Origin of the sequence: Streptomyces phyllanthi (genome assembly GCF_009377205.1) — a bacterium.
Classification (GTDB): domain Bacteria; phylum Actinomycetota; class Actinomycetes; order Streptomycetales; family Streptomycetaceae; genus Streptomyces; species Streptomyces phyllanthi.
This window is the reverse complement of the sequence record NZ_VJZE01000280.1, coordinates 1-12,121: the sequence shown is the minus strand read 5'-3', so window position 1 is coordinate 12,121 and position 12,121 is coordinate 1. Positions and strand designations below refer to the sequence as shown.

General features: G+C 69.0%; 9 protein-coding genes and 1 pseudogene. 1 reads left to right on the top strand and 9 read right to left on the bottom strand.

Annotated elements, in window-relative coordinates; all coding sequences use genetic code 11:
- Both FNH04_RS30175 and FNH04_RS30170 read right to left on the bottom strand, forming a co-directional pair.
- Positions 1-242: pseudogene (locus FNH04_RS30175) on the bottom strand (hypothetical protein); the annotation flags it as partial.
- A gap of 101 nt (positions 243-343) precedes the next feature.
- Positions 344-1,162, bottom strand: a complete 819-nt coding sequence (locus FNH04_RS30170; RefSeq protein ID WP_152788947.1) for a S1 RNA-binding domain-containing protein — start codon at positions 1,160-1,162, stop codon at positions 344-346.
- A 45-nt stretch (positions 1,163-1,207) separates the two neighbouring features.
- Here FNH04_RS30170 and FNH04_RS30165 point away from each other — a divergent pair, with 45 nt between their 5' ends.
- Positions 1,208-1,717: a hypothetical protein gene (locus FNH04_RS30165; protein WP_152788946.1), complete on the top strand. Its 510-nt coding sequence runs from the start codon at positions 1,208-1,210 to the stop codon at positions 1,715-1,717.
- Here FNH04_RS30165 and FNH04_RS30160 read toward each other — a convergent pair.
- The 7 genes from FNH04_RS30160 to FNH04_RS30130 form a co-directional block, all read right to left on the bottom strand.
- The gene (locus FNH04_RS30160; protein WP_152788945.1) at positions 1,711-3,678 is read right to left on the bottom strand and encodes a TIGR03960 family B12-binding radical SAM protein; all 1,968 of its coding nucleotides are present in this window, start codon (positions 3,676-3,678) and stop codon (positions 1,711-1,713) included. The genes FNH04_RS30165 and FNH04_RS30160 overlap by 7 nt on opposite strands.
- 51 nt (positions 3,679-3,729) lie before the next feature.
- A complete protein-coding gene (locus FNH04_RS30155) occupies positions 3,730-5,235 on the bottom strand; it encodes a CYTH and CHAD domain-containing protein (RefSeq protein WP_152788944.1) in 1,506 nt (501 codons plus the stop codon).
- Between the two features lie 97 nt (positions 5,236-5,332).
- The gene (rodA, locus tag FNH04_RS30150) at positions 5,333-6,532 is read right to left on the bottom strand and encodes a rod shape-determining protein RodA (protein ID WP_152788943.1); all 1,200 of its coding nucleotides are present in this window, start codon (positions 6,530-6,532) and stop codon (positions 5,333-5,335) included.
- Positions 6,529-8,787 (bottom strand): penicillin-binding protein 2, encoded by a 2,259-nt coding sequence (gene mrdA / locus FNH04_RS30145; protein WP_152788942.1) that lies wholly within the window; start codon positions 8,785-8,787, stop codon positions 6,529-6,531. The genes rodA and mrdA overlap by 4 nt, the downstream gene beginning before the upstream one ends.
- Before the next feature lie 156 nt (positions 8,788-8,943).
- Positions 8,944-9,612, bottom strand: coding sequence for a rod shape-determining protein MreD (mreD, locus tag FNH04_RS30140; RefSeq protein WP_152788941.1), 669 nt, complete (start codon positions 9,610-9,612; stop codon positions 8,944-8,946).
- A 15-nt stretch (positions 9,613-9,627) separates the two neighbouring features.
- Positions 9,628-10,572, bottom strand: coding sequence for a rod shape-determining protein MreC (gene mreC, locus FNH04_RS30135; protein WP_322724235.1), 945 nt, complete (start codon positions 10,570-10,572; stop codon positions 9,628-9,630).
- 178 nt (positions 10,573-10,750) lie between these two features.
- On the bottom strand, positions 10,751-11,770 hold the full coding sequence (locus tag FNH04_RS30130) for a rod shape-determining protein (protein WP_004931372.1): 1,020 nt from the start codon (positions 11,768-11,770) through the stop codon (positions 10,751-10,753).
- Positions 11,771-12,121 lie beyond the last annotated feature (351 nt).

Sequence of the window (12,121 nt, the reverse complement as noted above, 5' to 3'; positions counted from 1 at the left end):
CGCCCCACCCACAGCAGGGCCCGCCCCAGCGGCCGCAGCGCGGCGTCCCGCAGGAACCGCCCGCCGACGACCAGCGCGTCCCAGGCCATCCGCACCGGGACGACCAGCACGAGGACCACGATCCGCACGGGCAGCCGGATCGCGACCACGAGGCAGCCCTCGGCGGGGGCGTCCTGACGAGCGGGAACGCGCCGGGGCTCAGCGGCCCGCTCCTGATGAGGCGCCGGTTTATCCAGGTCCATACCGACCGAGACGCTCATGAACACTCCGGCCGTTGCGCCGTCAGCCCTCGTCATCAAGGTGTTACGCGGCAGCTCGACGATCCGCTCCCCGCAACTCCCCCTCACCGGAGACCGGGCGGCACCTGTCGTCGTGAGAGAACCAGTCTGCGCCGTTCCCGGTCGATCTCGGTGACGACGACCTGGACCTGGTCGCCGACCCGTACGACGTCCTCGGGGGCGTCCACCGGCTCGCTGACATGGACCAGGCCCTCGACCCCGTCGGCGACCTCGACGAAGACGCCGAACGGGACCAGCTTGGTGACCTGTCCACGCAGTGTCCGGCCGACCGCGACACCGTCGGCGAACGCCTGGAAGGGGTCCGGCCGCGTCGCCCGCAAGGACAGCCGGGCCTCTCCGTTCGTCGTGTCGAACTGCAGGAACTCGCACGCGACACGCTGTCCGACCGCCACGATGTCCGAGGCCGACTCGAAGTGCCGCCAGGACAGTTCGGGGTACGTGATGAACCCGACCCCGGGAAAGACCGGATGGCCAGGGCCGTCGTCCAAAGCCACGAACACGCCGTACGACTCGATCGCCGCGACCGTTCCGGACAGGATCTCGCCCCAACGAAGTCCCTTGAGGAACGCCCAGAGTTCCGGGTTCTCGGTGGCGGCCGTCGACAGCAGTACCCGGTACCCGTCCAGATCGACGGCCATCACCTCAGCCGTAATCCGCAGGCCGACCTCCACCACCGCGTCCCGACGTCGACGCCAGGTCAGGTCCAACGTCCCGACCACCCCCAACGGACGCGCGGCGAACCCGTCCAGGGTCACCGCCGCACCGGATCGCACGACCTCGGCCACAATCCCACCGCACAGATCACCGACACTCAGCGACGCCAGAAACCCCCGGCACTCCTGCTCCTCCGACGACTCCCCCATGACCCCGAGCCTCTCACGGCTCAACACCGTTGCGGCTCGGGCAGGATGGGCTCGCAGGGGGAGGCAGCACGGGCAGCGGCGCGGGAGACGGCCGAGGAGCGGGAGGCCGCCCAGGAGTCACTCTTCCGCGGGCCCGGTCCCACAGAACGGCTGCTCCGTGAATGGCTGGAGGGGCTGGGAACCAACCCCTCGGCACCCGACGAGGTGCGGTGCCGGCTGCTGGGCAGGGCGTACGGTTTCCTGTGGCACAAACAGCCCGCCGCGGTGGTCGAGGCCGCCCTCGCCCACCCGGACTGGAAGGTCCGCGGCGGGCTGGCCGACCCCCGCCTCTCCCCCGCCTCGGCCGTACGCCTCCTCGACGATCCCCGGGCGACCGTACGCCACACGGCGACCACCCACCCCCGGCTGCCCGCACGGGTACTGGTACGGCTGCTCCGGGACAGGGACACCGCAGGCACAGCCGCACGCAACCCCGCGCTGCCAGTCCCGGTCATGCACCGCATGACCGGGCTCCACCCGAAGCGGCCCGGGAGCCGATCACCTCACGTTCAGTGAGCGTGTCCGCTGGTCGTCGGCTGCTTGACCGTCAGGGGCAGCAGCTTCTTCCCCGTCGGGCCGATCTGGATGGACGTGTCCATCTGCGGGCACACCCCGCAGTCGAAGCACGGCGTCCACCGGCAGTCCTCGACCTCCGTCTCGTCGAGGGCGTCCTGCCAGTCCTCCCAGAGCCAGTCCTTGTCCAGGCCCGAGTCGAGGTGGTCCCAGGGGAGGACCTCCTCGTACGACCGCTCGCGCGTCGTGTACCAGTCGACGTCCACGCCGAAGTCCGCCAGCGCCTTGTCCGCGCAACTCATCCAGCGGTCGTACGAAAAGTGCTCGCGCCAGCCGTCGAAGCGGCCGCCGTCGTCGTAGACCGCGCGGATCACGGCGCCGATACGGCGGTCGCCACGGGAGAGCAGGCCCTCGACGATGCCGGGCTTGCCGTCGTGGTAGCGGAAGCCGATCGAGCGGCCGTACTTCTTGTCGCCCCGGATCTTGTCCCTCAGCTTCTCCAGACGGGCGTCCGTCTCCTCGGCCGACAGCTGCGGGGCCCACTGGAAGGGGGTGTGGGGCTTCGGGACGAAGCCGCCGATCGAGACCGTGCAGCGGATATCGTTCGAACCCGAGACCTCGCGGCCCTTCTGGATGACGCGGGTCGCCATGTCGGCGATCTGGAGGACGTCGTCGTCCGTCTCGGTCGGCAGGCCGCACATGAAGTACAGCTTCACCTGGCGCCAGCCGTTGCCGTAGGCCGTCGCGACGGTCCGGATCAGGTCGTCCTCCGAGACCATCTTGTTGATGACCTTGCGGATACGCTCCGAGCCGCCCTCGGGAGCGAACGTCAGACCCGAGCGGCGGCCGTTGCGCGTCAGCTCGTTCGCCAGGTCGATGTTGAAGGCGTCCACGCGGGTGGAGGGGAGCGAGAGGCCGATCTTGTCTTCCTCGTAGCGGTCCGCCAGGCCCTTCGCGATGTCGCCGATCTCCGAGTGGTCCGCTGAGGAGAGCGAGAGAAGGCCCACCTCCTCGAAGCCCGTCGCCTTCAGGCCCTTGTCGACCATGTCGCCGATGCCCGTGATGGAGCGTTCACGGACCGGGCGGGTGATCATGCCCGCCTGGCAGAAGCGGCAGCCGCGCGTGCAGCCGCGGAAGATCTCCACCGACATGCGCTCGTGGACCGTCTCGGCCAGCGGCACGAGGGGCTGCTTGGGGTACGGCCACTCGTCCAGGTCCATGACCGTGTGCTTGGACACGCGCCACGGGACGCCGGAGCGGTTCGGGACGACGCGGCCGATCCGGCCGTCGGGCAGGTACTCCACGTCGTAGAACGCCGGGATGTACACCCCGCCCGTCTTCGCGAGGCGGAGGAGCACCTCCTCACGGCCACCTGGGCGGCCCTGCGCCTTCCACTCGCGGATGATCCTCGTCATGTCGAGCACGGCCTGCTCGCCGTCGCCGATGACCGCCGCGTCGATGAAGTCGGCGATCGGCTCGGGGTTGAAGGCCGCGTGGCCGCCGGCCAGGACGATCGGGTCGTCCACCGTCCGGTCCCTGGACTCCAGTGGGATCCCGGCCAGGTCCAGGGCCGTCAGCATGTTCGTGTAGCCCAGCTCCGTGGAGAAGGACAGGCCGAACACGTCGAAGGCCTTCACCGGCCGGTGGCTGTCCACCGTGAACTGCGGGACGCCGTGCTCCCGCATCAGCGCCTCCAGGTCCGGCCACACGCTGTAGGTGCGCTCGGCGAGGACGCCCTCCTGCTCGTTCAGGACCTCGTAGAGGATCATGACGCCCTGGTTGGGCAGGCCGACCTCGTACGCGTCGGGATACATGAGCGCCCAGCGGACGTCACAGGACTCCCACGGCTTGACCGTGGAGTTGAGCTCTCCGCCGACGTACTGAATCGGCTTCTGCACATGCGGGAGCAGAGCTTCGAGCTGCGGAAAGACTGACTCTGCGGCCGCAGCGACTTCGGCAGGCATCTCGCGGAACCTTCGTGAGCGGGACGGAACTGACAGGGGTGACCATCCAGCCTAACGCGGCTCGCACCACCGCTCGTACGCGTCCCGAAGCCCCACCTCTATCTCCGCCGCCCGCCGCTCCTCCCTGCCGTACAGCACCCCGTACGTGAAGGAGCTCTCCCCCGCCGTATGGGCCTGGGTCGCGAGGTCGCGCAGTGCCTCCCTGGTCATCACGCTGTCCTGATGGTCGCCGAGGAAGCCCTGCAGGGCCTTCATGTCACGGACCCGGGCGGTGAAGCGCTCGTCGAAGCCGCCGGCCGCCTCCGCCGCGTACCGGGCGCGCTTGGCCTTCTTGCGGGCCTCGTGCATCGCCCAGTCGCGCTCGGGCCCGGACGGGAGGTCCGGGGCGGGGGCGAGCAGCGCGGAGACCCGGCCGATCTCTCTCACCACGGTCCGGGTGAGCACCTCGTCGGGGTCGGCCTCGGCGGCCTTGCGCAGGGGCGGCGCCGCGATCAGCGCGTCGAGGGTGTGCAGCAGGTCCAGGTACCGCTTCCCGTCCAGTACGGCGATCAGCCGGCGGCGGGAGCCGGAGCTGCGGGCGTGCGACCAGGTGCGCAGCCGGGTGCGGACGGGTCCGGCGAGCAGCGTCCTCGGCAGCTCGTCCAGCGCGGCCGTCAGGCGCTCGGTCAGCACCTCCTGGTCGCGGTCGACACCCAGCTCGCCCGCCAGCCACTTGAGTTCCTCGCCGATGGGGTCGGTGACGGCGCGGTCCAGGACCTTGGCGTACGACCGGAAGGAGCTGCGGAGACGGCGGGTCGCGACGCGCATCTGGTGCACGGAGTCGGGCAGGTCGCGGCGGACGGCGGGGTCGAGGCCGACGATCGCGTCACGCTGGGCGCGTACGTAGGCGAGGACGAAGTCGGCGGCGACGAGGCGCGGCTCGGGGTTCCGCTTGGCGGACCGTTTCGGCGCCTTGCGTTTCGGTGCCGTCTCGCTCAGCGCCCTGGCCAGCTTCGAGGAGGATGCGGACGCCCGTACGCCCGCCTTGCGCAGCTTCTTGTCGACCTTGTCGAGGAAGGCCGGGTCGCGTCCGTCGGCCAGTTCGACCTCGATCTCGGACCACTGCGCGCCGCGGCCCCCGCCGGTGAGCCGCTCCGCGTGTACGGCGTCGACGCTGACCTCGGCGAGAAGCACGCCGTCCGCGTCGAGCAGGTCACGGACGTCGCGTGAGGAGCGGATACGGACCAGGGGGACCAGCTCGGCGTCGCGGACCCGTGAGCGCACGAGCCCCGCGAGGACGCGGGGCACGGTGTCGGAGAGGGGGGCGCGGATCTCGTCCCGTACGCCGGAGGAGACGGGGAACTTCAGGTGCCAGCCCGCGTCGTCGCCTCCGGTGCGGCGACGCAGGGTGATCGCGGCGGAGGCGAGGCGTTCGTCCGGGGTGTCGTAGTAGACCGCGTCCAGTTCCGCGACGCCCTTGTCGATGACGGTGGCGACCCCGGCGACTCCGGTCAGGTCGGGCAGGCCGCTCTCGTCGGATTCGTACTTGCGCTCGATCTCGCGTTTCGTGTCCGCCATGAACCGAATCTAGTGGCTGATCCGGTTCATGGGCAGACCCCGGATGCGTCACCCCTCCGCCACCTGGGGTTTCCCTGGAGGACACCCGGGGTTGCGCTCACGCCGACATGGGCCGTTGCACCCTGATCGACTGCAGCAGCCCCACCGCCACCCAGACGGCGAACATCGAGGACCCTCCGTACGAGACGAACGGCAGCGGGAGGCCCGCCACCGGCATGATCCCCAGTGTCATCCCGATGTTCTCGAACGACTGGAAGGCGAACCAGGCGATGATCCCGGCCGCGACGATCGTGCCGTACAGCTCGGTCGTCTCGCGGGCGATACGGCAGGCGCGCCACAGGACGACGCCGAGCAGCACGATGATCAGGCCCGCGCCGACGAAGCCCAGCTCCTCGCCCGCGACCGTGAAGACGAAGTCGGTCTGCTGTTCGGGGACGAACTGGCCGGTGGTCTGCGATCCCTTGCCGAGCCCGGTGCCGAAGAGTCCGCCCGAACCGATGGCGATACGGGCCTGGTTGGTGTTGTAGCCGACACCGGCAGGGTCGAGCTCGGGGTTGGCGAAGGCGGCGAACCGGTTGATCTGGTACTCGTCGAGGATCTTCAGCTGCCAGACGGCGACCGCGCCGGTGGCGCCGGTGCCGATCAGCCCGAGGACCCAGCGGTTGGAGGCACCGGAGGCCAGCAGCACACCGAGCACGATGATGACCATGACCATGACCGAGCCGAGGTCGGGCATGAGCAGCGTGATCAGTATCGGCACGGCGGCGAGACCGAGGGCCTGTACGACGGTGCGGTGGTCGGGGTACTCCTTGTCGCCCGCGTCGACCCTTGCCGCGAGCAGCATCGCCATGCCCAGGATGATCGTGACCTTCACGAACTCGGAGGGCTGCAGCGAGAATCCGCCGCCGAGCTTGATCCACGCGTGGGCGCCGTTGATGGTGGCGCCGAGCGGGGTGAGCACGAGCAGGACCAGGAAGACCGAGACGCCGTACAGGATGGGCACGGCCGTGCGCAGGGTGCGGTGGCCGAGCCAGATCGTGGCGACCATCAGGGCGAACCCGATACCGGTGTTGAGGAGGTGCCGGACCAGGAAGTAGTACGGGTCGCCCTGGTTGAGCTCGGTGCGGTTGCGGGTCGCCGAGTAGACGAGGGCCGCTCCGATGACGGAGAGCGTGACGGAGCACAGCAGTATGGGCCAGTCGAGTCTGCGGGCGAGGGAGTCGCGGGCGAACAGCCGGGCCCAGCCGGAGCGTTCGGGCCCGTACCCGGAGACGGAGAAGCTGTTCGCGCCGGTCATGGGGTGGTCCTCCGCCTCTTCTGGCCGCCGTGGCGGGCCGAGCGCCTGCGGGTGTTGCGGTTGCCGGTGGTGGGCGGGTTGACCGTGGCCGCAGGGGTCTCGACCGGGGCCGACTGCTCGCCCTGCCCGGTGGCCTTCTCCGCGTTCTTCGGCGGGTACGCGGCGACCTTCGGGGCGTCGATGGAGCCGTCGGACTCGATCTTCGGCAGGTTCTTCTGCGGGGTGGGCAGCAGCGCCTTCTTCTTGTCGATCTTGCCGTCCTCGGAGACGCCGTACAGGGCGTTGTACAGCTTGCGGACGGCCGGGGCGGAGGCGCCGGAGCCCGTGCCACCCTGGGAGATCGTCATGACGATCGAGTAGTCCTTGGTGTACGTCGCGAACCACGAGGTGGTCTGCTTGCCGTAGACCTCGGCGGTACCCGTCTTGGCGTGCATCGGGATCTTGTCCTGCGGCCAGCCGGTGAACCGCCAGGCGGCCGTACCCCGGGTCGCGACTCCCGCGAGGGCATCGTCTATCTCGTCGCGGGTCTGCTTCGTCATCGGCAGCTTGCCGTGCGACTTGGGCTTGATCTCCTGCACGTTCTTGCCGTCGGCGCTGATGACGGCCTTGCCGACGGCGGGGTCGTACAGGGTGCCGCCGTTGGAGATCGCCGCGTAGATGGTGGCCATCTGGATGGGGGTGACGAGGGTGTCGCCCTGGCCGATGGAGTAGTTGATGGAGTCACCGGCGCGCAGCCGGTTGCCTTCGAGGCAGTTCTCGTAGGCGATGCGCTCGGCGTAGCTCCCGTCCTTCTTGCCGGTCTTGCACCAGACGTCCTTGTTGGCCTTCCAGTAGTCCTTCTTCCACTGGCGGTCGGGGATACGTCCGGTGACCTCGTTGGGCAGGTCGATCCCGGTCTCGTCGCCGAGTCCGAACTGGTGGGCGGTCTTGTAGAACCAGTCGTTGGCGTTCTTCTTCGGCTTGGTGCCGCCGTCCCGCTTCCACTCCTCGTGGGAGAGCCGGTAGAAGACGGTGTCGCAGGAGACCTCCAGGGCGCGGCCGAGGCTGATCGGGCCGTATCCCTTGGACTCGAAGTTCTTGAAGACCTGGCCGCCGAGCGCGTAGGAGCTGGAGCACTCGTAGGGGCCGTTGAAGGAGTAGCCGGCGTTGATCGCGGCGGCCGTGGGGACGACCTTGAAGATGGAGCCGGGGGCGGACTGGCCCTGGATGGCGCGGTTGAGCAGCGGGTAGTTGGACTTCTTCCCGGTGAGCGTCGCGTAGTCCTTGCCTGAGATACCGCCGACCCAGGCGTTCGGGTCGTACGTCGGGTTGGACGCCATGGCGACGACGCGGCCGGTCTTGGCCTCCATGACGACTACGGCGCCGGAGTCCGCCTTGTAGTTCACGCCGGTGTTCCGGTCGAGCTGCTTGCGGGCCTCCTTCATGGCCTCGTTGAGCTCGTACTCGGCGATGCGCTGGACGCGGGCGTCGATGCTGGTGACGAGGTTGGAGCCGGGGTGGGCCGGGTCGGCCTCGGCCTGGCCGATGACGCGGCCGAGGTTGTCGACCTCGTAGCGGGTGACGCCGGCCTTGCCGCGCAGCTGCTTGTCGTACTGGCGCTCGAGGCCGCTGCGCCCCACCTGGTCGGAACGCAGGTACGGCGAGCTGGTGTTCTGGGCCTGCTGGATCTCCTCGTCGGTGACGGGCGAGAGATAGCCGAGGACCTGGGCGGTGTTGGCCTTGCCCGGGGCGGGGTAGCGGCGCACGGCCTGGGGCTCGGCGGTGATGCCGGGGAAGTCCTCGGAGCGCTCGCGGATCTGGAGGGCCTGCTTGGCGGTGGCCTCGTCGGTGATGGGGATCGGCTGGTACGGGGAGCCGTTCCAGCAGGGCTGCGGGGTCTTGGAGTCGCACAGCCGGACCTTGTTCATGACCTCCTTGGGCTTCATGCCCAGGACGCCGGCGAGCTTGGTGAGGACCGCCTTGCCGTCGTCGTCCATCTTCAGCAGGTCCGTGCGGGAGGCGGAGACGACCAGCCGGGTCTCGTTGTCGGCGATGGGCACGCCGCGCGCGTCCAGGATCGAGCCGCGTACAGCGGGGTCGACGACCTGCTGTACGTGGTTGCCGGAGGCCTCCTTGGCGTAGGCCTCGCCCTCGCGGATCTGGAGATACCAGAGGCGGCCGCCGAGGGTGCCGAGCAGGGAGACGACGAGGATCTGGATGATGACGAGCCGGATCTGGACCCGTGGGGTCCGGCCCGTCTCCGGAATGTTAGTCATGGGCGCGGCCCATTCCGTTGAGGGTGGTCGTGGGAGACGGGTGGGCATTGGTCACTGCGGCTGCCTCCCCGTCTCAGTGCGCGTACGGGTCATACGAGTACACGGACAAGCTGTGCGCGCCGGCGGTGTGCGAGCGGGTGATGGGGTGCCGTGCTCTCACAGCCGCTTGACCCCCTTTATGCGTCCGGCGCGCGCCACCCGTGACTTGGCCGCCTTCATACGGAGGCCACCGCGCTGGCTGCCGATGCGCAGTCCGGTGCCGGAGGAGAGCCACCCCGTGGAGACGTCGGCGGCCTTGGCGGACGTCGTCTCGGCGAGCGGGTCGTTGTCGGCGCGCCGGGCCAGGGCCATGATGCCGGGGACGACGAAGGGCGCGAGCAGCAGGTCGTACAGCGCGGCCGTGAACAGCAGGCCGGGGAGCCCGACATGGCGGGCGGCGGTGTCGCCGACGAGGGCGCCGACACCGGCGTACAGCAGGGTCGTGCCGACGGCGGCGGCGACCACGACGGCCATGGGGCCGGTCGCGGACCTCACCTGGCCGTTGTCGGGCTTCACCAGTCCGGCGAGGTAGCCGATGACGCACAGCACGAGGGCGTACCGCCCGGCGGCGTGGTCGGCGGGCGGAGCCAGATCGGCCAGCAGACCGGCACCGAAGCCGATGAGGGCGCCCCCGACATGGCCGTACACCAGTGCCAGACCCAGAACGGTGAGGAGCACCAAGTCCGGTACGGCGCCGGGGAGGTGGAGGCGGGCGAGGATGCTCACCTGGACGACCAGGGCGACGATGACGAGGGTCGTGGAGAGCAGCATCCGGTTGAAGCGCATGAGGTGGTTCAGCTCCTACTGCTCTTGCGGTTGTCCGTCGGCGGGCACCGGCGCGGACGGTGTGACCGTCACCGTCACGGTCGGTGTGGGCGTGGGCTTCGGCTTGGGCGGCAGGACGGTGTCGCGGGGGTCCTTGCGGGGCGCCTCGACCACGACACCGACGATGTCGAGCTTGGTGAAGCCCGCGTACGGCGTGACGTAGATCGTGCGGGTGAGGTCACCGCCCGACGGATCGACACGCGATACGACTCCCACCGGCACCCCCGGCACGAACGGCTTGTCGGCCTGGGACCCGAAGGTGACGAGCCGGTCGCCCTTCTTCACCTTGGCCTTGCCGTTGAGGAGCTCGACGCGCAGGGGCCGGTCGCCCTGGCCGGAGGCGAAGCCGAGCTCGTCGGTGGACTCCATGCGCGTACCGACGGTGAAGTCGGGGTCGTTGGCGAGGAGCACGGTCGAGGTGTTCGGCCCCACGGTGGTGACCCGCCCGACAAGGCCGTCCCCGTTGAGGACGGTCATGTCGCGTTTGATGCCGTCATTGGACCCGATGTCGATCGTGACGGTCCATGAGAAGCCCTGGGCCGCTCCTATGGCGATGACTTCGGCGCCCTTGATGCCGTACTGACCGTTGGCGGCGGTCCTCAGCATCTTGTCGAGCTGTTTGACCCGGCTGCGGTTGCGGTCGTCGCTGCCGAGCTCCGCCTTCAGCGCGGCGTTCTCCTTCTCCAGTCGGGCGAGCCGGTCGTGACGGGTGCCGGATTCGCGGATCGCCTGGACCGCGTCGCCGACCGGGTCGACCGCGGTCGACACCCCGTTCTCGATGGGGCCGAAGACCGCGGCCGCTGCATGCCGGGCACCGTCGACCGGAGAGTCCTCCCCGCCGCGGATGTCCACCGTGATCAGCGCGAACGCGATGGCGATCAGCAGCACCAGGAGCAGCCGGCTCTCTCGTGTGTCCCTCACGTGCGGCGGCCGTGCCTTCCTCGTCGGAATGGTCAGTGATGGTCGTTCTCGAAGTCACCAAGGGGCGCACCCCGAGCCGGAGGACATCGGGGGTGGTATGGGCGAGCTTATGCCTCAATATCAACGATCCGCCGTACGAGCAGGGTTTCGTCTCGTACGGCGGAATCGAAGTGTTACGTCATCTGCGGGGCTGGGCGTCGAGCACCTGCTGCAACGCCTCGAACTCCTCGACGCATTTGCCGGAACCGAGCGCCACGCTGTCCAGCGGGTCCTCGGCGATGTGAATGGGCATCCCGGTCTCACGCCGCAGCCGCTCGTCGAGGCCGCGCAGCAGGGCACCGCCACCGGTGAGGACGATGCCCCGGTCCATGATGTCGCCGGAGAGCTCGGGCGGACACTTGTCGAGCGTGGTCTTGACGGCGTCGACGATGGCGTTGACAGGCTCTTCAATGGCCTTCCGCACCTCGGCGGCGGAGATGACGACGGTCTTCGGCAGTCCGGACACGAGGTCCCGGCCGCGGATTTCGGTGTGCTCGTCAGCGTCGAGGTCGTACGCAGAACCGATCGTGATCTTGATCTGCTCGGCCGTCCGCTCACCAAGAAGCAGGCTGTACTCCTTCTTGATGTGCTGAATGATCGCGTTGTCCAGCTCGTCGCCCGCGACACGGATGGACTGTGCCGTGACGATTCCGCCGAGCGAGATGACCGCGACCTCCGTGGTGCCGCCGCCGATGTCCACCACCATGTTGCCCGTGGCCTCGTGGACCGGCAGACCGGAGCCGATGGCCGCGGCCATGGGCTCCTCGATGATGTGCACCTGGCGGGCGCCGGCCTGGGAGGACGCCTCGATGACGGCGCGGCGCTCGACACCGGTGATGCCGGACGGCACGCAGACGACGACCCGGGGCCGGGCCAGATACCTCCGCTTGTGGATCTTCAGAATGAAGTAGCGGAGCATCCGCTCGGTGATCTCGAAGTCGGCGATGACGCCGTCCTTCAGCGGGCGTACGGCAACGATGTTGCCGGGCGTCCGCCCGATCATCTTCTTGGCTTCCGCGCCGACCGCGAGGATGCCACCGGTGTTGGTGTTGATCGCGACGACGGACGGCTCGTTGAGTACGATCCCGCGACCCCTGACGTACACCAGCGTGTTGGCGGTCCCGAGGTCGACAGCCATGTCACGGCCGATGAACGACATTGAGTTCCCCATCAGGATTCGTCTGGCCTTCCCAAAGTGGAGCACTGATGGCTTTTCGGGTCGGCGAAGTGGGTGCTGTGACGTGAAGGCTTACATCGTAGTCTCGCCCGCACGAACACTGCGCGAGGGTCTTCGCCATTGTCAGCAGATGGTGCGCCGCCTCGCTCCTGCAGACGGTCCATCGGAGTCACGCGTTCCCCCGATCGGCACGCATATGCCGGTGGGCAACTGCTTTTGAGGGAACCTTGCCTGGTCAGCCAGGGGCCGAGCCTGACAGACAGTCAGAAAATAGTCCCCCCACCTGCCCGGCGCCACCAGCCGGTCCGACGCTTGGGACCACCCCGTCCAGCC

What these genes read in the sequence shown, in the direction of transcription:
- rodA (WP_152788943.1), bottom strand. Translation starts at nt 6,532, where the DNA reads ATGACCGGCGCGAACAGCTTCTCCGTCTCCGGGTACGGGCCCGAACGC.
- FNH04_RS30170 (WP_152788947.1), bottom strand. Translation starts at nt 1,162, where the DNA reads ATGGGGGAGTCGTCGGAGGAGCAGGAGTGCCGGGGGTTTCTGGCGTCG.
- FNH04_RS30155 (WP_152788944.1), bottom strand. Translation starts at nt 5,235, where the DNA reads ATGGCGGACACGAAACGCGAGATCGAGCGCAAGTACGAATCCGACGAG.
- mreD (WP_152788941.1), bottom strand. Translation starts at nt 9,612, where the DNA reads ATGCGCTTCAACCGGATGCTGCTCTCCACGACCCTCGTCATCGTCGCC.
- FNH04_RS30160 (WP_152788945.1), bottom strand. Translation starts at nt 3,678, where the DNA reads ATGCCTGCCGAAGTCGCTGCGGCCGCAGAGTCAGTCTTTCCGCAGCTC.
- mrdA (WP_152788942.1), bottom strand. Translation starts at nt 8,787, where the DNA reads ATGACTAACATTCCGGAGACGGGCCGGACCCCACGGGTCCAGATCCGG.
- FNH04_RS30130 (WP_004931372.1), bottom strand. Translation starts at nt 11,770, where the DNA reads ATGTCGTTCATCGGCCGTGACATGGCTGTCGACCTCGGGACCGCCAAC.
- FNH04_RS30165 (WP_152788946.1), top strand. Translation starts at nt 1,208, where the DNA reads ATGGGCTCGCAGGGGGAGGCAGCACGGGCAGCGGCGCGGGAGACGGCC.